The organism is Burkholderia cepacia (genome assembly GCF_001039005.1).
Lineage (GTDB): Bacteria > Pseudomonadota > Gammaproteobacteria > Burkholderiales > Burkholderiaceae > Burkholderia > Burkholderia theae.
In genome coordinates, this window is record NZ_LDWR01000007.1 from 19,633 (window position 1) to 39,787 (window position 20,155).

Below are 20,155 nucleotides of genomic sequence, written 5' to 3' on the forward strand. Positions count from 1 at the left end.
CGCCGCGCGATGTGCGCGGCCGGTTCGTCGTCTCGGATGAAACCGCGCTTACCCCTTCACCGCGCCCGCCGTCAGCCCGCGCACGAAGTAGCGGCCGGCGACGATGTAGACGAGCAGCGTCGGCAGCGCGGCGATGATCGCGCCGGCCATGTCGACGTTGTATTCCTTCACGCCCGTCGACGTGTTGACGAGGTTGTTCAGCGCAACCGTGATCGGCATCGAATCGACGCCGGAAAACACGATCCCGAACAGGAAGTCGTTCCAGATCTGCGTGAATTGCCAGATCAGGCACACCATGAAGATCGGCAGCGACACGGGCAGCAGGATCTTCGTGAAGATCGTGAAGAAGCCCGCGCCGTCGATGCGCGCGGCCTTCACGAGTTCGGACGGCACGCTCACGTAGAAGTTGCGGAAGAACATCGTCGTGAACGCGATCCCGTACACGACGTGCACGAACACGAGGCCGGGAATCGTGTTGGCGAGGCCGAGCATCCCCTGCAGGCGCGCCATCGGCAGCAGGATCACCTGGAACGGGATGAAGCAGCCGACCAGCATCATCGTGAACAGCGCGTCCGCGCCGCGAAAGCGCCAGTGCGTGAGCACGTAGCCGTTGAACGCGCCGATCAGCGACGAGATCAGCACGGCCGGGATCACCATCTGCAGCGAGTTCAGGAAGAACGGCTTCATCCCGTCGCAGCGCACGCCGGTACACGCGCCGCTCCATGCCTTCACCCACGGATCGATGGTCCAGCTGGTGGGCGGCGTCAGCAGGTTGCCGGTGCGCAGTTGGTCGAGATCCTTGAACGACGTCGACAGCATCACGTAGATCGGGAACAGGAAATACAGCGCGAACAGGATCAGCGCCGCATAGATCACTGCCCGGCTGATCGTCATCTTAGGCTGCATTGCGGGTGCTCCTCGATTCCATATACATCAGCGGCACCAGCACCGCGACCACGGTCGCGAGCATCATCACCGACGACGCCGCGCCGAGCCCGAGCTGGCCGCGGTTGAACGAAAACGTATACATGAACATCGCCGGCAGCGAGGACGACGTGCCCGGGCCGCCCGCCGTCAGCGCGACGACGAGGTCGAAGGTCTTGATCGTGATGTGGCACAGGATCAGCAGCACCGAGAAGAACACCGGGCGCATGCTCGGGATCACGATCTTGCGGTAGATGGTCGGCAGCGTCGCGCCGTCGACCTGCGCGGCCTTGAAGATTTCGGCATCGACGCCGCGCAGCCCCGCGAGGAACAGCGCCATCACGAAGCCGGTCGACTGCCAGACGGCCGCGATCACCACGCAGAAGATCGCCTTGTCCGGATCGCCGAGCCAGTCGAACGAGAAACTCGTCCAGCCCCAGTCGTGCATCACCTTCTCGAGGCCGAGGCCCGGGTTCAGGATCCACTGCCACGCGGTGCCGGTGACGATGAACGACAGCGCCATCGGGTACAGGAAGATCGCGCGCAGCGCACCTTCGTTGCGGATCCGCTGGTCGAGCAGGATCGCGAGGAACAGCCCGAGCGCGACGCAGACCGCGATGAATGGAATCCCGAACCAGCCGAGGTTCGCGGCGGAGGTCCACCACACGTCGTTCTGGAACAGGTCCGAGTAACGGCCGAAGCCGTCGAATTCGTAGTTCGGCAACAGCCGCGAGTTGGTCAGCGACAGATAGCCGGTAATCAGGATGAAGCCGTAGATGAACACCACGGCGATCGCGACGCTCGGCGCAAGCACGAGCTTCGGAATCCAGCGATCGGCGAAGGCCGACATCGGCGATGTACGCCGCGCGGCGCCGGATCCGTTTCCGCTAAGAGGGGCAGCCACTTGATTCGACTCCTGGAACGAGGGCGGCGCAGGCCGGGCCGGCGCCGGTTACGGCACGGGCTCGCGGGCGAGCCCGTTTGCTGCACATGCAAAAACGCCCGGCCGATGAAGCGCTACCAGCCGGGCGCCTGTCGCGCGTTACTTGACCTTCGCGGCCTTCGCGAGCGCGGCGACCGCGCTCTTCGAATCCTGCTGCGAGTTCATGAACTTCGTCACGACGTCCGTGATCGCGCCGGCGGTCGCATCGCTCTGCGCCATCCCGTGCGCGAGCGACGGCACGAAGCCGCCCGACTTGATCGCGGTCTGCTCGTCGGCATACGACTTCTTCGCGCAGTCGTCGAACTTGTCCATCTTCACGCCGAGGCGCACGGGCACCGAACCCTTCAGCAGGCTGAACTGCTCCTGGAAGTCCGGCGTCATGATGGTCTTCGCGAGCGCGAGCTGGCCCGCCGTCGCGGCCTTCTCGCCCTTTTGCTGGAAGAACACGAACGAATCGACGTTGAACGTGTACGAATTCGCCGTACCCGGCACCGCCGCGCAGATGTAGTCCTTGCCCGCCTTCTTGCCCGCGTTCTCGAACTCGCCCTTCGCCCAGTCGCCCATGAACTGCATGCCGGCCTTGCCGTTGATCACCATCGCGGTCGCGAGGTTCCAGTCGCGGCCGTTGCGGCCGGTATCGAAGTAGCCCTGGATCTTGCGCACCGTGTCGAACACGGACAGCATCTGCGGCGACGTCAGCGTCGCCTGGTCGAGATCGACGAGCGCCTTCTTGTAGAACGCCGGGCCCTGCGACAGCACGACGTCTTCCCACAGCGTCAGGTCCTGCCACGGCTGGCCGCCCATCGCGACCGGCTGGATGCCCGCGGCCTTCAGCTTGTCGGCCACCGCGAAGAATTCAGGCCAGGTCGTCGGCACCTTCGCGCCGATCTTGTCGAGCGCGGCCTTGTTGATGTACAGCCAGTTCACGCGGTGCACCGAGAACGGCGCGGCAACGGTGTGGCCCTTGTACTTGATGATCTTGTCGATTTCCGGCGGCAGGTTCTGCTTCCAGTCGCCGGCGGCGGAATCGATGTTGACGAGCACGCCCTGGTCGGCCCAGTCCTGGATCAGCGGGCCCTTGATCTGCGCGGCCGACGGTGCGTCGCCGCTGATCACCTTGGTCTTCAGCGCCGTCATCGCCGCTGCACCCGCGCCGCCCGCGACCGCGAAGTCCTTCCACACGTAGCCCTGCTTCTGCAAGTCGTCCTTCAGCACGCCGACGGCCTTCGACTCGCCGCCCGAGGTCCACCAGTGCAGCACCGTTACATTCTCGGCTGCCTGCGCCGCCACGGCGCCAGCCATCAGACCTGCCGCGCAGAGCGCACCCATGATCGAGCGAATTTTCATTACTTATCTCCTCCAGACTGAATCAACTCGTGAGGTTCCCTGACCGGGAACCGGCTTCTTGATAACGACGGGGAAATCGAGCCGCGGGACGCATGCAGCGTACGGGGCCGATGACCGGCCGGGCTCTTACAGAAAGCGTGAATCGAGATTCAACGGCGTGTCTCCTCTTTGTGTTTCTGGCCCGCCGCGATGCTGCGACGCGAGCCCGGGGCCGACGGTGCGCGGACGATGCGCGCCGTCAATGTCCGATAACATTCGGCACTAGGCGCACCCACCGGCGAAGCTCGCGCAGTTCATCGACCGCACTTCTTTTTTTCTTCGCCCAGGTGCTACCCCTTGCGGCGGATTGTAGTTAAACTACAATTCAGTGTCAAAAATATTTTTATCGCACTACGGATCGCTTCCCAGCACCCCAACCCGGCGGAGACACATGCATACCGATTCCAGCTTTACCTTCGTACTTTTCGGCGGCACCGGCGATCTGTCGATGCGCAAGATCCTGCCTGCGCTGTTCGAAGCGCATCGCGCGAACATGCTGGCGGAGAGCGGCCGGATCGTCGCAGTGGCGCGGCACGAATCGGATCGGGCGGGTTATCTCGAGTGGGTCGATACGCATGTGAAGCCGCATGCGGCCAAGGCAGCCGGCAACACGCTCGACGAAGCCGCGTGGAAATCCTTCCTCGATCGCATCGAGTACGTGAAGCTCGATCTCGGCCGCGCGGAAGACTACGTCGTGCTGCGCGACGCGATCGCGTCGCTGCCCGGCATTCGTGTGTTTTATCTCGCGACGGGCCCGTCGCTGTTCGTGCCGATCTGCAACGCGCTCGCGTCGGTCGGGCTGAACGAAGGCTCGCGCATCGTGCTCGAGAAGCCGCTCGGCTACGACCTGCGCTCGTCGAATGCGATCAACGACGCGGTCGGCGAGATCTTCGCGGAAGACCAGATCTACCGGATCGACCACTACCTCGGCAAGGAGCCGGTGCAGAACCTGCTCGCGCTGCGTTTCGGCAACGCGCTGTTCGAGCCGCTGTGGCGCCGCGAATGGGTCGAGAGCATCCAGATCACGATCGCCGAGGAACTCGGCGTCGAGGCACGCGGCGATTTCTACGACAATACGGGCGCGCTGCGCGACATGGTGCAGAACCACCTGCTGCAGCTGCTGTCGATCGTCGCGATGGAGCCGCCGCACTCGATGGATTCCGACTCGGTACGCGACGAAAAGCTGCGCGTGCTGCGCGCGCTGAAGCCGATCGATCCGCGCGATATCGGCAAGGTCGCCGTGCGCGGCCAGTATCATGCGGGCGTGATCAAGGGCGCGCAGGTGCCGGCCTACGCGACCGAACCGGGCGTGAAGCCCGACAGCGCGACCGAAACCTTCGTCGCGCTGAAGGTCGAGATCGAGAACTGGCGCTGGGCCGGCGTGCCGTTTTTCCTGCGCACCGGCAAGCGTCTCGCCGACCGCGTCGCGGAGATCGTCGTCAACTTCCGCCCGGTGCCGCACTCGGCGCTCGGACCGACCGCGCTGCGCGCCGGTTCGAACCGCCTCGTGATCCGGCTGCAGCCGAACGAGACGATCCGCCTGTACTGTCTCGCGAAGCAGCCCGGCGAAGGGATGAACCTCGCGAGCGTGCACCTCGACCTCGCGTTCGACCAGTTCTTCAAGGAAGGACAGATGGAGGCGTACCAGCGCCTGCTGCTCGACGTGATCAACGGCCGGCTCGCGCTGTTCGTGCGCCGCGACGAACAGGAAGCCGCATGGCGCTGGGTCGAGCCCATCCTGAACGAATGGGCGCGCTCGCTGAAGCCGCCGAAGCCGTACGCGGCGGGCACGTGGGGGCCGGCCGCGGCGAGTGCGATGCTCGCGCAGCACGACACCTGCTGGCTCGAGGAAGAAAACTGATGTAGACCGTTGCCGTGCGCGCCACCGCGTCCGGCAACGTGCCCCACGATTCATACGATTTGAACAGACAAAGCAGTCCGGAGGAGATGTGATCGAGATCCACGCTTTCGACACCCAGGAAGCGCAAAGCGAAGCGCTCGCGCGCGCCGTCGGCGATGCGCTGCGCGCGGCGCTCGCCGGCCCCGCGCGGCCGACGCTCGCGGTGTCCGGCGGCACGAGCCCGCGCCCGTTCCTGCAAACGCTGTCGCATGCGGCGCTCGACTGGGCCGGCGTCGACGTCACGCTGGTCGACGACCGCTGGGTGCCGGAAGGCGACGCGGCGAGCAATGCGCACCTCGTGCGCGACACGCTGCTGCAGCACGCGGCGGCCCCCGCCCGCTTCCTGCCGCTCGTCGACACGCGCGCGTCGCTCGACGCGCACGTCGCCGCGCTGAACGCGAATGCCGACTACCGCGTGCCGAACGTCGCGGTGCTCGGCATGGGCGAGGACGGCCACACCGCGTCGATCTTCGCCGACGCGCCCGAATGGGGCCACGCGATCGCGACGCCCGAGCGTTTCGTCGCCGTGCATCCCGGCGCCGCGCCGCATGCGCGCGTCAGTTTTTCGCTCGATGCGCTCAAGCGCGTCGACCGGCTGTTCCTGCTGATCGCGGGCCCCGCCAAGCGCGACGTGCTCGACGCCGCGGCCGCGTCGCTGCAGAAGAACGCGATTTCCCAACTGGCCAACGACAAGGGGACCCAGCTCGATGTCTACTGGTGCGCAAAGTAAGGCGGTCGTCGCGAGTCAGCATGCCGACGGCCCGCGCCTGCTCGCGGATGTCGGCGGCACCAACGCGCGCTTCGCGCTGGAAACCGGCCCGGGCGAGATCACGCAGATCCGCGTGTATCCCGGCGCCGATTACCCGACGATCACCGACGCGATCCGCAAGTACCTGAAGGACGTGAAGATCAGCCGCGTGAACCACGCGGCGATCGCGATCGCCAATCCGGTCGACGGCGACCAGGTCACGATGACCAACCACGACTGGAGCTTCTCGATCGAGGCGACGCGCCGTGCGCTCGGCTTCGACACGCTGCTCGTCGTCAACGATTTCACCGCGCTCGCGATGGCGCTGCCGGGCCTGACCGATGCGCAGCGCGTGCAGGTCGGCGGCGGCGCGCGGCGCCAGAACAGCGTGATCGGGCTGCTCGGGCCCGGCACCGGGCTCGGCGTGTCGGGGCTGATTCCGGCCGACGACCGCTGGATCGCACTCGGCAGCGAAGGCGGCCACGCGTCGTTCGCGCCGCAGGACGAGCGCGAGGATCTGGTGCTGCAGTACGCGCGCAAGAAGTTTCCGCACGTGTCGTTCGAGCGTGTGTGCGCGGGCCCCGGCATGGAGATCATCTATCGCGCGCTCGCCGCGCGCGACAAGAAACGCGTCGCCGCGACCATCGACACGGTGGAGATCGTCGAGCGTGCACATGCGGGCGACGCGCTTGCGCTCGAGACGGTCGAATGCTTCTGCGGGATTCTCGGCGCGTTCGCCGGCAGCGTCGCGCTGACGCTCGGCGCGCTCGGCGGTGTCTACATCGGCGGCGGCGTCGCGCTGAAGCTCGGCGAACTGTTCACGCGCTCGTCGTTCCGCGCGCGCTTCGAGGCGAAGGGCCGCTTCACGCACTATCTCGAGAACATCCCGACCTACCTGATCACCGCCGAATACCCGGCGTTCCTCGGCGTATCGGCGATCCTCGCGGAGCAGCTGTCGAACCGCTCGGGCGGCGCATCGTCGGCCGTGTTCGAACGGATCCGCCAGATGCGCGACGCGCTGACGCCGGCCGAGCGCCGCGTCGCCGATCTCGCGCTGAACCACCCGCGCTCGATCATCAACGATCCGATCGTCGACATCGCGCGCAAGGCGGACGTGAGCCAGCCGACGGTGATCCGCTTCTGCCGCTCGCTCGGCTGCCAGGGGCTGTCGGACTTCAAGCTGAAGCTCGCCACCGGCCTCACCGGCACGATTCCGATGAGCCACAGCCAGGTGCACCTCGGCGACACGGCCACCGACTTCGGCGCGAAGGTGCTCGACAACACGGTGTCGGCGATCCTGCAACTGCGCGAACACCTGAATTTCGAACACGTCGAGAACGCGATCGAGATCCTGAACGGCGCGCGGCGCATCGAGTTCTACGGGCTCGGCAACTCGAACATCGTCGCGCAGGACGCGCACTACAAGTTCTTCCGCTTCGGGATCCCAACGATCGCGTACGGCGACCTGTACATGCAGGCCGCGTCGGCCGCGCTGCTCGGCAAGGGCGACGTGATCGTCGCGGTGTCGAAGTCGGGACGCGCGCCCGAGTTGCTGCGCGTGCTCGATGTCGCGATGCAGGCCGGCGCGAAGGTGATCGCGATCACGTCGAGCAACACGCCGCTCGCGAAGCGCGCGACCGTCGCGCTCGAGACCGACCACATCGAGATGCGCGAGTCGCAGCTGTCGATGATCTCGCGGATCCTGCATCTGCTGATGATCGACATCCTCGCGGTCGGCGTCGCGATCCGCCGCGCGTCGACGAACGGCGAACTGCCCGAGGCCGTCGCGCAGGCGAAGGCGCGTGCGAGCGACGACGAAACGGCTGACGTGCTCGACTGGCTAAGCCACGGCGCGTCGCCGGCGGCGAAGGACGTCGCGCGGGATTGATGCACGGCGCGGCGCAAGCCGCTTCCTGCACCCCAACGAAAAACGCCACCGGCGCATCGCGCGCGGTGGCGTTTTTCTTTGTGCCTTCCGGCTGCCGGTTCAGGCGCCCGCTGGCACGGGCCGCCCATGCCAGCGCAGCACGAGGTAGCGTCCGGCGAAACACAGCACGCCCGACACGCCGATCGTCACGCCCATCGCGAACGGCGTGCCGTCCGCGAGTGCGCCGATCGCGACGCTCGCGAGCGCGCCGAGCGCGAGCTGCATCGCGCCGAACACGGCCGCCGACGCGCCCGCGTTGTGCGGATAACGATGCATGAGGTCGGTCGTGCAGTTCGCGGACAGAATCCCGACCACGCCGACGACGAAGAACAGGCACACGACGATCGACCACAGCCCGCCCCACCCGGTCAGCGCGACGAGCGCGACCGCGAGCGACGCGATGCAGCTCACGAGCGACGCGGCCGCGATGATGCGCAGCGAGCCGATGCGGCCGACGAGCCGCGTGTTCGCGAAATTGCCGATCATGATCCCGACGACGTTCAGGCCGAACAACAGCCCGTAGTGTTGCGGCGACACGTGGAAATACTCGATGTACACGAACGGGGTCGCGGTGATGTACGAGAACATCGACGCGAACGCCATCCCGCCGCACAGCATGTGCCCCCACGCAACGGGATCGGACAGGATGCGCCCGTACGATGCGAACGACGCGAGCACGGCCGTGCTCTTGCGCCGCTCCTTCGGCCAGGTTTCGGGCACGCGCAGGTATGCGGTCGCCGCGCACACCGCGCCGAACACCGCCAGCACGACGAACACGCCGCGCCAGCCCGAGAAGCGCAGGATCTGGCCGCCGATGAGCGGCGCGAGCAGCGGCCCGACCGCGGTGACGATCGCGACCATCGACAGCACCTTCGCCGCGTCGCTCGGCTCGTGCGCGTCGCGCGCGATCGCACGCGCGAGCACCGACGCGGCGCCGGCACCGAGCGCCTGCAGGAAGCGCACGATGATCAACATGTCGATCGAGCCCGACACGAAGCAGCCGATGCTCGCGAGCGTGAACAGCGCGATGCCGCCGAGCAGCACCGGACGGCGGCCCCACGTGTCGGACAGCGGACCGTACAGCAGCATGCCGACCGAGAAGCCGGCCATGAAGCTCGTCAGCGTGCGCTGCGCGGCGCCGGGGCTGACGGAGAAGCCGTCGGCGATCGACGGCAGGCTCGGCAGGTACATGTCGGTGGCGATGGGCCCGCAGGCGGCAAGCGCGCCGAGCAACAGGATCAGCCGGGCATCGGGCCGGCGCCGGACGACGTGAGACATGGGTATCCGGAATGGAGCCCGCGCGCATCGGGGCGCGCGTGGCGGTGAAGACGGGAGGCCGCGCCGTGGATGGCGCGCTCAGGCCCATGATTGTACGCGCAACTTTTTCACGGCCGCCGGCCGTGTGCGGTAGCAGGCCGGGAAACACCGGTGCGGCGCCCGCCGCGCGAGATCGCACGCGGATTCGATTAAGCTTGCGGCTCTTGTCTGACCTATTCGACGCACGACCGAACCGATGACCGCTTTCCTGCTGATCTGGAGCCCCAAGAAATGGCCGTGGCCCGAGCTGCCCGACATCGCCGCGCGCGTGAAGGCCGGCGAGGCCGTGCATGACGTGTGGGGCTGCGGCTTCGCGCGCGGCATCCTGCCGGGCGACCGCGTGTTCCTGCACCGCGTCGCGAAGGAGCCCAAGGGCGTGTTCGGCTCCGGCTACGTGACACGCGCGCCTTACGAGGTGCCCGATGCAACGACGAAGCGCGGCTACCGGCTGTGCATCGACTTCGTATACGACTGGCTGGTCGACGCGCACCAGGACGTCGTGATCGCGCGCGACGCGCTGCGCATCCATCCGTACTCGGTACAGACCTGGGATGCGCAATCATCCGGCACGTCGATCAAGCCGATGGTCGAGGGCCCGCTCGAGAAGCGCTGGGCCGAACTGACCGGCAAGCGCAAGCCGCCGCGATAACCGGGTCGCTGGCCCGGTCGAATCGAGCCCTCCTTTCCGGCCCGCGCAATCCCCCACGCGCCGAAAGGCCGCAGACCGGCCCGCGGGCCCGCCGAGCGCGTCTCCGGTACAATCAGACGATCGTTCCGCCCAGGCGCCGCGGCCCGTGCACAGGCCCCCGCGCCCTTCTCTCGCAGGTTTCGCCCATGTCCAACAATCAGATCCTCTTCGAACGCGCCCAGAAGACCATTCCCGGCGGCGTCAACTCGCCGGTGCGCGCATTCCGTTCGGTCGGCGGCACGCCGCGTTTCGTCGCGCGCGCGCAAGGCCCGTATTTCTGGGATGCCGACGGCAAGCAGTACATCGACTATATCGGCTCCTGGGGCCCGATGATCGTCGGCCACGTCCATCCGGAAGTGCTGTCGGCCGTGCAGAACGTGCTCGCCGACGGCTTCTCGTTCGGCGCGCCGACCGAAGCCGAGATCGAGATCGCCGAGGAAATCTGCAAGCTGGTGCCGTCGATCGAACAGGTGCGGATGGTGTCGAGCGGCACCGAGGCCACGATGAGCGCACTGCGTCTCGCACGCGGCTTCACGGGCCGCAGCCGCATCGTCAAGTTCGAGGGCTGCTACCACGGCCACGCGGACAGTCTGCTCGTGAAGGCCGGCTCGGGCCTGCTGACGTTCGGCAACCCGACGTCGGCCGGCGTGCCCGCCGACATCGCGAAACACACGACCGTCCTCGAATACAACAACGTCGCCGCGCTCGAGGAAGCGTTCGGCGCGTTCGGCGACGAGATCGCCGCGGTGATCGTCGAGCCCGTCGCGGGCAACATGAACCTCGTGCGCGGCACGCCCGAATTCCTGAACGCGCTGCGCGCGCTGTGCACGAAGCACGGCGCCGTGCTGATCTTCGACGAAGTGATGTGCGGGTTCCGCGTCGCGCTCGGCGGCGCGCAGGCGTATTACGGGATCACGGCCGACCTCACCTGCCTCGGCAAGGTGATCGGCGGCGGGATGCCGGCCGCTGCGTTCGGCGGCCGCCGCGACATCATGGCCCACCTCGCGCCGCTCGGCGGCGTCTATCAGGCTGGCACGCTGTCGGGCAACCCGATCGCGGTCGCCGCGGGGCTGAAGACGCTGCAGCTGATCCAGGCGCCGGGCTTCTACGACGCGCTCACCGCGCAGACGAAGCGTCTCGCCGACGGCCTCGCCGCGGAAGCGCGCGCCGCCGGCGTGCCGTTCGCGGCCGACTCGATCGGCGCGATGTTCGGCCTCTACTTCGCCGAACGCGTGCCGACCAGCTTCGCGGAAGTCACGAAGAGCGACACCGAGCGCTTCAACCGCTTCTTCCACCTGATGCTCGACGAGGGCGTGTACTTCGCGCCGTCCGCATACGAAGCCGGCTTCGTGTCGAGCACGCACGACGACGCGGTGATCGACGCGACGCTCGCGGCCGCGCGCCGCGCGTTCGCGGCACTCGCCGCCTGACCCGGGTCCGCGCGCATGTTCTCGGATATCGATTTCGCCCACATGCAGCGTGCGCTCGCGCTCGCCGCACGCGGCATGTATACGACGGCGCCGAACCCGCGCGTCGGCTGCGTGATCGTCAAGGACGGCGACGTGATCGGCGAAGGCTTCACGCAGCCGGCCGGCCAGGACCACGCGGAAGTGCAGGCGCTGAAGGACGCGCGCTCGCGCGGCCACGATGTTGCGGGCTCGACCGTCTACGTGACGCTCGAGCCGTGCAGCCATTTCGGCCGCACGCCGCCGTGCGCGAACGCGCTGATCGAAGCGCGCGTCGCGAAGGTCGTCGCGGCGATGGAAGACCCGAACCCGCAGGTGTCGGGGCGCGGCCTCGGCATGTTGCGCGACGCGGGCATCGACGTGCGCTGCGAACTGCTCGCGCATGAAGCCGGCGAGCTGAACATCGGCTTCGTGTCGCGGATGACGCGCGGTCGACCGTGGGTGCGGATGAAGACCGCCGCGTCGCTCGACGGCCGCACCGCGCTGCCGTCCGGCGAAAGCCAGTGGATCACCGGCGAGGCCGCGCGCCTCGACGGGCACGCGTGGCGCGCGCGTGCCTGCGCGATCCTCACCGGCATCGGCACCGTGCGCGAGGACAACCCGCTCCTGACCGTGCGCGACATCGACACGCCGCGCCAGCCGCAGCGCGTGCTGGTCGACAGCCGCCTCGACCTGCCGCTCGACGCGCGGCTGCTCGAGGGCGCGCCGCTGCTGATCTTCTGCGGCCAGCTCGACGCCAGCGTCGAAGCGCGCGCGAACGTGCTGAAGGCGCGCGGCGCGGAAATCGTGCCGCTCGTGAATGCGCACGGCAAGGTCGACCTGCCCGCGATGCTGTCGACGCTCGGCGCACGCGGCGTCAACGAGTTGCACGTCGAGGCCGGCCACAAGCTGAACGGGTCGCTGCTGCGCGAACAGTGCGTCGACGAATTGCTCGTCTATCTCGCGCCGAGCCTGCTGGGCGCCGACGCGGCCGGCATGTTCGACCTCGCCGCGCCGGCGAGTCTCGCCGCACGCACGCGACTGTCGTTTCACGGGATCGAACGGATCGGCGACGATCTGCGGATCCTGGCGCGCTTCGCGCCGCCCGACGCGTCTCATTGAACGGAATCGTCACGATGTTCACCGGAATTGTCGCGGCTGTCGGCCGCATCGAATCGATCCAGCCACTCGGCACGTCGGCCGATGCCGGCGTGCGCCTGACCGTGCTGGCCGGTGAGCTCGACCTCGCCGATGTCGCGCTGGGCGACAGCATCGCGATCCAGGGCGCGTGCATGACGGTGATCGAAAAGACCGACGCCGCGTTCGACGTCGACGTATCGCGCGAAAGCCTGAACCGCACGGTCGGCCTCGCCGAACCCGGTGACGTGAACCTCGAGAAGGCACTGCGCGCGCACGACCGCCTCGGCGGGCACATCGTGTCGGGCCACGTCGACGGCCTCGGCACCGTGTCGCGCTTCGCGCCGGTCGGCGAGTCGCACGAACTGCGGATCGTCGCGCCGCGCGAGCTCGGCCGCTATCTCGCGTACAAGGGGTCGATCACGGTCAACGGCGTGAGCCTGACCGTCAACACGGTCGACGATCGCGCGGACGGCTGCGAATTCTCGATCAACCTGATTCCGCATACGGTCGAGGTCACGACGCTGCGCCACGTGAAGACCGGCGACAAGGTCAACCTCGAAGTCGACATGATTGCGCGGTATGTGGAGCGGATGCTGTCGACGTCGCAAGGCGCGCATCAGGACTGATCGCGCCGGCGCTCGCCGAAACGGCGGTTAACGACCCAATGACCGGGCCCTGACTGCCGCCGCTTTCCTTCATCCTTCTTGCCGTCGCCCGCCGGCTTTCCGCAGGCGATCAGGCGTCCGCACCCTCTTCCCCCGCGCGCGCCAGAATCGTCGCGAGCAACTGCCGGACATGCTCGCGCGCCGCACGCTCCGCGGCATCCGCGTCGCGCTTCGCGATCATGTCGAACACCTGCCGGTGTTCGGCGACATTCCCGCCCAGTCGCTCCCAGTCGTCCATCGGGCTCGCACCGCCGGCACACATCGTCTGCACCTGCGCATACAGCGCCCTGAGCGACGTCTCGATCGTCGTATTGCGCGCCGTCGCGAGCAGCCCGTGGTGGAAGTCGAGGTTGGCGATGCGGTACGCGTCGCCGTCGTGCGTCGCGACCGCGCGCGCCTGTCGCGACAGCGCTTCATCCAGCGCCGCGTGATCGTCGGGTGTCATGCGCTGCGCCGCCAGACGCGCGGCCATGCCTTCGAGCGCCTCGCGCGCCTCGAAGATGGCCACGATCCGCGCGCGGTCGAAGGCGATGACGAAGACACCCTGGCGCGGTACGACCTGCAGCAGCCCCTCGGCCTCCAGGCGCGACACTGCTGCCCATACGGGCGAGCGGCTGATGCCGAGATCGCGCGACAGCGCTTCGATGCTGATCTTCTCGCCCGCCGCGAAGCGCGCTTCGTCAACCAGCATCTCCCTGATCGCCCCATAAGCGTCGCGCCCCAGTGTCGTGCGTTCGAGCATGGCGCGCGTCATGCGGACCTCCGGCGACGTGCGATGTGGAGCCCCTTGCCGACCGGCACGATCGTCGTGTCGAACTGCCGCGACGCATCGACCGCGGCGAGATAGCCGGCAATCTCGCCCGGATGGGACAGCGCGTTGTCCGCGACGAGCAGCGCGTCGGCCGTCAGCTTCGGTAGCAGATGCGCCAGTTGCCGCGGCGCGCTCACGCGGTCCGCATCGAAGAACACGCAATCGAACGGGCCGGTCACGGCCGCGCAGACCTGCGTCGCATCGCCTTCGATCACTTGCGCCCAATCCTGCAGCGACGCCGCGCGCAGGTTGGCCCTCGCCTGCTCGGCCTTGTCGGGCGAAAACTCGACCGTGACGAGCGGCTGCCCGTCCGTTTCGCGCAGCGCGTGCGCGAGCCAGATCGCGCTGTAACCGTTGGACGTGCCGATCTCGAGCACGCGCCGGCGCCGCGCGCCGGTGACGAGCAGGTACAGCAACTCGGCCGTCGGTGGCTCGAGGTTGAGCATCTTGAGGCTGCGGTCGTCCATCCGCGCATCGTTGTCCTGGCCGAAGGACGCCAGTTGGGCCAGTACGGCCGACGCGCCGCTGTCGAGTTCGATCATGCGGGTCTCCGTTGCTTCATATTTCGTGTTTCATGATACGACGTTTTTCACTCCGACGCGCAACGCCGGCGAGGGCCGGCATCGTTCCGGCGCAAGCGGGACGAACCGTATCGCGCCCGCCTGCTGATCGGCGACCCGACACCTGGCCGAACGGCCAGCGACGCGCACGGGTCATGTCGTCGCGCTAAGATGCATCGACAGCGGATTCAACGCCGCAACGCACGGCGCGCCGCGCACCGATCGCCCTCATCCTCAAGGAGTCGTCCCCATGTCCATCTCGATGTACCAGGCTTCGCTGCCCGTGCTGATCCGTGGCCTGACCAACCTGCAGCACATCCTCGGCAAGGCGCAGGCGCACGCGGCCGAGAAGCAGATCGATCCGTCGGTATTCATCGGCGCCCGCCTCTACCCGGACATGCTGCCGCTCGTCCGCCAGGTCTACATCGCGACCGACACGGCCAAGGGCTGCGCCGCGCGGCTCGCCGGCGCCGAGATCCCGAGCTTCCCGGACGTCGAGCAGACCTTCGACGAACTGCACGCGCGCATCCAGAAGACGATCGACTATCTGAAAGGCTTCGATGCCGCGCAGATCGACGGCAGCGAGGCCCGCCAGATCGTGCTGAAGATGCGCGTCGGCCCGATCGAGTTCACCGGGCAGTCGTACCTGCTGCACTTCGTGCTGCCCAATTTCTTCTTCCACGTGACGACCGCGTACGACATCCTGCGCCACAGCGGTGTCGAGCTCGGCAAGCTCGACTACCTCGGCGGGCGCAACGAGCACACATGACGCTGACGCGCGGCCGGGCAAAGCCCGGCCCGCAACCGTCCGCGCCCACGCGCAGGCAACCCGCTGCGGCCCGGCCGGGCCTGCCGCGCGGGCCGGCCGCAGCGCTTTCCGGAGCGCTTGCCTGCCGCGCGCGACCCGTGCCAGCCGAAACGCCGTCCGGCTGGCGTAAAATACGCACTTTCCTCTTTCTCGCCCCCTTATGACGCTCGCCTCCACGCTCGACATCATCGCCGAGCTGAAAGCCGGCCGGATGGTGATCCTGGTCGACGAAGAAGACCGCGAAAACGAAGGCGACCTCGTGATCGCCGCCGAATTCGTCACGCCGGAAGCGATCAACTTCATGGCCCGGTACGGCCGCGGCCTGGTTTGTCTGACGTTGACGCAGGAACGCTGCAAGCAGTTGCACCTGCCGCTGATGACCTACCGCAACGGCACGCAATATGGCACCGCGTTCACGGTCAGCATCGAAGCGGCCGAAGGCGTGACGACCGGCATTTCGGCCGCCGACCGCGCGCACACGATCGCCACGGCGGTCGCGCACGACGTGCGCCCCGAGCACATCGTGCAGCCGGGCCACGTGTTCCCGATCATGGCGCAGCCGGGCGGCGTGCTCGTGCGCGCGGGTCACACCGAAGCGGGCTGCGACTTCACCGCGCTCGCCGGCCTCACGCCGGCCGCGGTGATCTGCGAGATCATCAAGGACGACGGCACGATGGCGCGCCTGCCCGACCTGATCGAATTCGCGAAGGAACACGACCTGAAGATCGGCACGATCGCCGACCTGATCCAGTACCGCAGCCGCACCGAATCGATCATCGAGCGGATCGCCGAGCGCACGATGCAGACCGCGCACGGCACGTTCCGCGCGGTGCTGTACCGCGACCAGCCGAGCGGCTCGCCGCACATCGCGCTGGTACGCGGCACGCCGTCGCCCGACATCGATACGCCCGTGCGCGTGCACGAGCCGCTGTCGGTGCTCGACCTGCTCGAAACGGGCGTGTCGACACACTCGTGGACGCTCGACGCCGCGATGCACGACATCGCGGAACGCGACCTCGGCGTGATCGTGCTGCTCAACTGCGGCGACACGAAGGAACACCTGATCGACGTCTTCAAGGCGTTCGACGAGGAAGAAAAGGCCGCAGCGCTCAAGCGCCGGCCGGTCGATTTCAAGACGTTCGGCATCGGCGCGCAGATCCTGCGCGATGTCGGCGTCGGCAAGATGCAGGTGCTGTCGAATCCGCGCAAGCTGGGCAGCATGTCCGGCTACGGCCTCGAAGTCACGGGCTTCATTCCGATGCCCGGCGGCGAAGCCAAGTCCTGCCCGGCGTCACACGCGTAACCCGCCACGACGCTTTCGCCCTATAACCGCTCATCCACACCACGGACAAGATCATGGAAATCGGACAATACCAACCGAATCTCGAAGGCGACGGCCTGCGTATCGGCATCGTGCAATCGCGCTTCAACGAGCCCGTGTGCAACGGCCTCGCCGACGCGTGCGTAGAAGAACTGGAACGCCTCGGCGTCACCGGTGAAGATGTGCTGCTCGTGTCGGTTCCCGGCGCGCTGGAAATCCCGCTCGCGCTGCAGAAGCTCGCGGAAAGCGGCCAGTTCGACGCGCTGATCGCGCTTGGCGCGGTGATCCGCGGCGAGACCTACCACTTCGAACTCGTGTCGAACGAAAGCGGCGCGGGCATCACCCGTATCGGCCTCGATTTCAACCTGCCGATCGCGAACGCGGTCCTGACGACCGAAAACGACGAGCAGGCCGTCGCGCGCATGACTGAAAAGGGTCGTGACGCCGCGCGCGTCGCTGTCGAGATGGCCAACCTGACGATGGCGCTCGACCAACTCGGCGACGACGACGAGGACGAAGAAGAAGACGAAGACGACGAAGAGGAGCGCGCATGAAGAAGAGCGCCCGCCGACAATCGCGCGAGCTGGCGACGCAGGGCCTGTACCAATGGCTGCTGTCGAACGCGGCCCCCGGCGAGATCGACGCGCAGCTGCGCGGCGCACTCGGTTACGACAAGGCTGACAAGGAGCTGCTCGAAGCAATCCTGCACGGCGTGATCCGCGAGCAAGCATCGCTCGTCGAAGCGCTGACGCCGTCGCTGGACCGTCCGATCGAACAGCTGTCGCCGGTCGAACGCGCCGTGCTGCTGATCGCGACGTTCGAGCTCACGCACCACGTCGAAACGCCGTATCGCGTGATCATCAACGAAGCTGTCGAACTCGCGAAGACGTTCGGCGGCTCCGATGGCTACAAATATGTAAACGGCGTGCTCGACAAGCTCGCCGCGAAGCTGCGCCCGGCGGAAACGCAGGCGCGCCGCAACGGCTGACACCGTTAGTCCACGGGCGCGCAAGCGCCCGTTTTTCATTCTCCCTCCCCGCCCCGCCCGACCGATGAATACCACCGCCGATTCGCTCGTCACGCTCGCCGCACGCGTCGACGCGATCCAGCCCTTCTACGTGATGGAACTGATGAAGGAGGCACAGCGGCTCGAGTCCTCCGGGCGCGACGTTATCCACATGGGCATCGGCGAGCCGGATTTCACCGCGCCGGAGCCTGTCGTCGAAGCTGCCGCCGCCGCACTGCGCCGCGGCGTCACGCAATACACGAGCGCGCTCGGCATTGCGCCGCTGCGCGAGGCGATCGCCGCGCACTATCTGCGTGCATACGGCCTCACGATCAGCCCCGAACGGATCGTCGTGACAGCCGGCGCGTCGGCTGCACTGCTGCTCGCGTGCCTCGCGCTCGTGGGCCGCGACGACGAGGTGCTGATGCCCGACCCGTCGTATCCGTGCAACCGGCACTTCGTCGCCGCGGCCGAAGGCCGCGCGGTGCTCGTGCCGAGCGGCCCGGACGCGCGCTTCCAGCTCACCGAGGACGACGTTCGCACACGTTGGGGCGAGCGCACGCGCGGCGTGCTGCTCGCGTCGCCGTCGAACCCGACCGGCACGTCGCTCGAACCGGACGAACTGAAGCGGATCGTCGAAGCCGTGCGCGCACGCGGCGGCTTCACGATCGTCGACGAAATCTACCAGGGGCTCAGCTACGACGCGGCGCCCGTGTCGGCGCTGTCGTTCGGCGACGACGTCATCACGGTGAACAGCTTCTCGAAGTATTTCAGCATGACGGGCTGGCGGCTCGGCTGGCTCGTCGTGCCGCCCGCGCTGGTCGGCACGTTCGAGAAGCTGTCGCAGAACCTGTTCATCTGCCCGTCCGCACTCGCGCAGCACGCGGCACTCGCGTGCTTCGAGCCGGCCGCGCTCCACATCTACGAAGCACGCCGGCTCGAATTCAAGCGCCGGCGCGACTTCATCGCGCCGGCGCTCGAACGGCTCGGCTTCACGGTGCCCGTGATGCCGGACGGTGCGTTCTACGTGTATGCGCATTGCGGCGCTGTCGCCCACCCGGCGGCCGGCGACAGCGCCGCGCTCACGCAGGCGATGCTGCACGACGCGGGTGTCGTGCTGGTGCCCGGCATGGACTTCGGTGTCCATGCGCCGCACGACTATATCCGCCTGTCCTATGCGACGGCCTACTCGCGGCTCGAAGAGGCGGTCGAACGGCTCGCGACGCTGTTCGGGCAGCGCTGACGCCGCGGCCGGCAGCACACCAGCCGTTTCCCGCATCGCAAAAAAGAAAAGGCACCCGATCTCGGGTGCCTTTTTCATTTCATGCCGGCCGGAACCGCGCGGGACGCAAGATGTTACGCGCCGAGCTCCGAATGGTCGTGCGACTGCTTCGCGGTGTCGACGCTCGCGTCGTCCTGCGGCGACGTCTCCTTCGGCGCGGCCTTCACCGACGTAGCGGAGTCGAGCGTCGCGTGCACGCGCTTCGCGCCGCCTGCCGTCACGGCCGCAGCCGTCACGATCGGCTTCGCCGGCTGAGCCGGCGCCTGCGGCGCGTTGACCGGCACGCTGCGACCGTGCGACACGTCGCGCAGCCGGCCGCGCTCGGCCATCACCTTCGCACCATATGCGGTGTCGTCGGGGTTCGTCGACCCGTTGTACATGCGCAGGCCGTTCGCGAGCGAGCCGCCGCGCGCGATGCAGTCCTTCAACACGAGCGCGCCGACCTGCAGATTCGCAAGCGGTTGCAGTGCGGTGTCGGTGCCACCGAAATACTCGAACTTGTCGGAATGGACCTTCGACATCACCTGCATCAGGCCCTTCGCGCCGACGCCGCTTTCGGCGTACGGGTTAAAGCCCGACTCGATCGCCATCACGGACAGCAGCAGCAGCGGATCGAGGCCGACGTCACGGCCGGTCTGGAACGCGGCCTTGACGAGCTGGCCGAGCGGCTCCTGCGCAATGCGGTAGCGGCGCGACAGATAGGTCGCGACGAGCGCCTGTTCGCGGTTCGACGCAAGCGCACGATCGTCGCGCGCATCGGCCGGCACCCGCTGGGTCGGGATCAGTTTTGCAAGCGCGACGGGCGACGGGCCGTTGCGGGCCGGGTCGGACGCATCGCCCTGCGCGGCAGCTTCCGGCGCGACATCGAGGCCGACCGCAAGCGTGTCCGTTTCAGGACTGTCTTCCTGCTGCGGCTGCGCACCGGCAGGCGCGAAGTTCGGCAGCGGGTGGCCGGACAACAGACGGGCTGGCCCGGCCTGCACGGCCGCGGATACGACCGGCATCAGCTTCGCGGCAAGCGTGCCGCGCACGGTTGGCAGCAGCCACAGGGCAAGTGCAACCGCGACAGCGAAACAGCCGACAACGCTGAATAGATGGTGACTGACTCGCGTCCCGCGACGCAGCATGTTGCGCACGATTTGCGCATGCTGCTCGTTGGGACGCCACGATAACCAAGCGTTCATTCAGATCATCTCCCATGAACATGACTCGTGCGGCTCGCTCAGCTCGATGGCGAGACAGAATACGCGCCGCGGAATCACGACGCCGCACGCCTTGGTTGGG

Annotated in this window: 19 protein-coding genes; 12 read left to right on the forward strand and 7 right to left on the reverse strand. The window is 67.5% G+C overall.

From position 1 onward, the window contains the following. Nucleotides 1–48: 48 nt before the first annotated feature. From VL15_RS03450 to VL15_RS03460, 3 genes are all read right to left on the reverse strand, one after another. On the reverse strand, nt 49–906 hold the full coding sequence (locus VL15_RS03450) for a carbohydrate ABC transporter permease (RefSeq protein ID WP_048243129.1): 858 nt from the start codon (nt 904–906) through the stop codon (nt 49–51). Further along, nucleotides 896–1,828 (reverse strand): carbohydrate ABC transporter permease, encoded by a 933-nt coding sequence (locus VL15_RS03455; protein WP_048243130.1) that lies wholly within the window; start codon nt 1,826–1,828, stop codon nt 896–898. The genes VL15_RS03450 and VL15_RS03455 overlap by 11 nt, the downstream gene beginning before the upstream one ends. Nucleotides 1,829–1,966: 138 nt before the next feature. Beyond that, nucleotides 1,967–3,214, reverse strand: coding sequence for an ABC transporter substrate-binding protein (locus VL15_RS03460; RefSeq protein ID WP_048243131.1), 1,248 nt, complete (start codon nt 3,212–3,214; stop codon nt 1,967–1,969). A gap of 430 nt (nt 3,215–3,644) precedes the next feature. Here VL15_RS03460 and zwf point away from each other — a divergent pair, with 430 nt between their 5' ends. The 3 genes from zwf to VL15_RS03475 all read left to right on the forward strand — a co-directional run bounded on the left by zwf (nt 3,645) and on the right by VL15_RS03475 (nt 7,789). Further along, on the forward strand, nt 3,645–5,114 hold the full coding sequence (gene zwf / locus VL15_RS03465; protein ID WP_048243132.1) for a glucose-6-phosphate dehydrogenase: 1,470 nt from the start codon (nt 3,645–3,647) through the stop codon (nt 5,112–5,114). 88 nt (nt 5,115–5,202) lie between these two features. Next, nucleotides 5,203–5,883 (forward strand): 6-phosphogluconolactonase, encoded by a 681-nt coding sequence (gene pgl / locus VL15_RS03470; protein WP_048243133.1) that lies wholly within the window; start codon nt 5,203–5,205, stop codon nt 5,881–5,883. Further along, nucleotides 5,861–7,789, forward strand: coding sequence for a bifunctional transcriptional regulator/glucokinase (locus tag VL15_RS03475; RefSeq protein WP_048243134.1), 1,929 nt, complete (start codon nt 5,861–5,863; stop codon nt 7,787–7,789). Before pgl ends, VL15_RS03475 begins: the two co-directional genes overlap by 23 nt. A 99-nt stretch (nt 7,790–7,888) precedes the next feature. Here the strand turns inward: VL15_RS03475 and VL15_RS03480 are convergent, their stop codons facing one another. Beyond that, on the reverse strand, nt 7,889–9,106 hold the full coding sequence (locus VL15_RS03480) for a Bcr/CflA family multidrug efflux MFS transporter (RefSeq protein ID WP_048243135.1): 1,218 nt from the start codon (nt 9,104–9,106) through the stop codon (nt 7,889–7,891). Between the two features lie 235 nt (nt 9,107–9,341). Here VL15_RS03480 and VL15_RS03485 point away from each other — a divergent pair, with 235 nt between their 5' ends. The 4 genes from VL15_RS03485 to VL15_RS03500 all read left to right on the forward strand — a co-directional run bounded on the left by VL15_RS03485 (nt 9,342) and on the right by VL15_RS03500 (nt 13,044). Then, entirely contained in the window at nt 9,342–9,794 is a 453-nt protein-coding gene (locus VL15_RS03485; RefSeq protein WP_048243136.1) for a hypothetical protein, read from the forward strand. Nucleotides 9,795–9,979: 185 nt separating this feature from the next. After that, complete coding sequence (gene hemL / locus VL15_RS03490) at nt 9,980–11,263, forward strand: glutamate-1-semialdehyde 2,1-aminomutase (RefSeq protein ID WP_014897811.1); 1,284 nt, start codon at nt 9,980–9,982, stop codon at nt 11,261–11,263. Nucleotides 11,264–11,278: 15 nt separating this feature from the next. Beyond that, nucleotides 11,279–12,400, forward strand: coding sequence for a bifunctional diaminohydroxyphosphoribosylaminopyrimidine deaminase/5-amino-6-(5-phosphoribosylamino)uracil reductase RibD (ribD, locus tag VL15_RS03495; protein ID WP_048243137.1), 1,122 nt, complete (start codon nt 11,279–11,281; stop codon nt 12,398–12,400). A 14-nt stretch (nt 12,401–12,414) separates the two neighbouring features. Next, on the forward strand, nt 12,415–13,044 hold the full coding sequence (locus VL15_RS03500) for a riboflavin synthase (protein ID WP_048243138.1): 630 nt from the start codon (nt 12,415–12,417) through the stop codon (nt 13,042–13,044). Nucleotides 13,045–13,153: 109 nt separating this feature from the next. Here VL15_RS03500 and VL15_RS03505 read toward each other — a convergent pair whose 3' ends face one another. Then, nucleotides 13,154–13,837 (reverse strand): GntR family transcriptional regulator, encoded by a 684-nt coding sequence (locus tag VL15_RS03505; RefSeq protein WP_048243139.1) that lies wholly within the window; start codon nt 13,835–13,837, stop codon nt 13,154–13,156. Continuing rightward, on the reverse strand, nt 13,834–14,436 hold the full coding sequence (locus VL15_RS03510; RefSeq protein WP_048243140.1) for an O-methyltransferase: 603 nt from the start codon (nt 14,434–14,436) through the stop codon (nt 13,834–13,836). Before VL15_RS03510 ends, VL15_RS03505 begins: the two co-directional genes overlap by 4 nt. 268 nt (nt 14,437–14,704) lie before the next feature. Between VL15_RS03510 and VL15_RS03515 the strand changes: the two genes are divergently transcribed. The 5 genes from VL15_RS03515 (at nt 14,705) to VL15_RS03535 (ending at nt 18,832) form a co-directional block, all read left to right on the forward strand. Next, complete coding sequence (locus VL15_RS03515; protein WP_048243141.1) at nt 14,705–15,223, forward strand: DUF1993 domain-containing protein; 519 nt, start codon at nt 14,705–14,707, stop codon at nt 15,221–15,223. A gap of 199 nt (nt 15,224–15,422) precedes the next feature. After that, entirely contained in the window at nt 15,423–16,565 is a 1,143-nt protein-coding gene (gene ribBA / locus VL15_RS03520) for a bifunctional 3,4-dihydroxy-2-butanone-4-phosphate synthase/GTP cyclohydrolase II (RefSeq protein WP_048243142.1), read from the forward strand. A gap of 53 nt (nt 16,566–16,618) precedes the next feature. Beyond that, nucleotides 16,619–17,137 (forward strand): 6,7-dimethyl-8-ribityllumazine synthase, encoded by a 519-nt coding sequence (ribH, locus tag VL15_RS03525; protein ID WP_011351235.1) that lies wholly within the window; start codon nt 16,619–16,621, stop codon nt 17,135–17,137. After that, nucleotides 17,134–17,571: a transcription antitermination factor NusB gene (nusB, locus tag VL15_RS03530; protein WP_048243143.1), complete on the forward strand. Its 438-nt coding sequence runs from the start codon at nt 17,134–17,136 to the stop codon at nt 17,569–17,571. Before ribH ends, nusB begins: the two co-directional genes overlap by 4 nt. A 64-nt stretch (nt 17,572–17,635) precedes the next feature. Beyond that, nucleotides 17,636–18,832, forward strand: coding sequence for a pyridoxal phosphate-dependent aminotransferase (locus VL15_RS03535; RefSeq protein ID WP_048243144.1), 1,197 nt, complete (start codon nt 17,636–17,638; stop codon nt 18,830–18,832). A gap of 113 nt (nt 18,833–18,945) precedes the next feature. Here VL15_RS03535 and VL15_RS03540 read toward each other — a convergent pair whose 3' ends face one another. Then, a complete protein-coding gene (locus VL15_RS03540; RefSeq protein WP_048243145.1) occupies nt 18,946–20,055 on the reverse strand; it encodes a transglycosylase SLT domain-containing protein in 1,110 nt (369 codons plus the stop codon). Between the last annotated feature and the right edge of the window lie 100 nt (nt 20,056–20,155).

Excerpts from the sequence above, each read along its gene's own strand:
- VL15_RS03450 (WP_048243129.1), bottom strand. The coding sequence starts at position 906 with ATGCAGCCTAAGATGACGATCAGCCGGGCAGTGATCTATGCGGCGCTG.
- VL15_RS03460 (WP_048243131.1), bottom strand. The coding sequence starts at position 3,214 with ATGAAAATTCGCTCGATCATGGGTGCGCTCTGCGCGGCAGGTCTGATG.
- zwf (WP_048243132.1), top strand. The coding sequence starts at position 3,645 with ATGCATACCGATTCCAGCTTTACCTTCGTACTTTTCGGCGGCACCGGC.
- VL15_RS03475 (WP_048243134.1), top strand. The coding sequence starts at position 5,861 with ATGTCTACTGGTGCGCAAAGTAAGGCGGTCGTCGCGAGTCAGCATGCC.
- VL15_RS03480 (WP_048243135.1), bottom strand. The coding sequence starts at position 9,106 with ATGTCTCACGTCGTCCGGCGCCGGCCCGATGCCCGGCTGATCCTGTTG.
- VL15_RS03485 (WP_048243136.1), top strand. The coding sequence starts at position 9,342 with ATGACCGCTTTCCTGCTGATCTGGAGCCCCAAGAAATGGCCGTGGCCC.
- hemL (WP_014897811.1), top strand. The coding sequence starts at position 9,980 with ATGTCCAACAATCAGATCCTCTTCGAACGCGCCCAGAAGACCATTCCC.
- ribD (WP_048243137.1), top strand. The coding sequence starts at position 11,279 with ATGTTCTCGGATATCGATTTCGCCCACATGCAGCGTGCGCTCGCGCTC.
- VL15_RS03500 (WP_048243138.1), top strand. The coding sequence starts at position 12,415 with ATGTTCACCGGAATTGTCGCGGCTGTCGGCCGCATCGAATCGATCCAG.
- VL15_RS03505 (WP_048243139.1), bottom strand. The coding sequence starts at position 13,837 with ATGACGCGCGCCATGCTCGAACGCACGACACTGGGGCGCGACGCTTAT.
- VL15_RS03510 (WP_048243140.1), bottom strand. The coding sequence starts at position 14,436 with ATGATCGAACTCGACAGCGGCGCGTCGGCCGTACTGGCCCAACTGGCG.
- VL15_RS03515 (WP_048243141.1), top strand. The coding sequence starts at position 14,705 with ATGTCCATCTCGATGTACCAGGCTTCGCTGCCCGTGCTGATCCGTGGC.
- ribBA (WP_048243142.1), top strand. The coding sequence starts at position 15,423 with ATGACGCTCGCCTCCACGCTCGACATCATCGCCGAGCTGAAAGCCGGC.
- ribH (WP_011351235.1), top strand. The coding sequence starts at position 16,619 with ATGGAAATCGGACAATACCAACCGAATCTCGAAGGCGACGGCCTGCGT.
- nusB (WP_048243143.1), top strand. The coding sequence starts at position 17,134 with ATGAAGAAGAGCGCCCGCCGACAATCGCGCGAGCTGGCGACGCAGGGC.
- VL15_RS03535 (WP_048243144.1), top strand. The coding sequence starts at position 17,636 with ATGAATACCACCGCCGATTCGCTCGTCACGCTCGCCGCACGCGTCGAC.
- VL15_RS03540 (WP_048243145.1), bottom strand. The coding sequence starts at position 20,055 with ATGAACGCTTGGTTATCGTGGCGTCCCAACGAGCAGCATGCGCAAATC.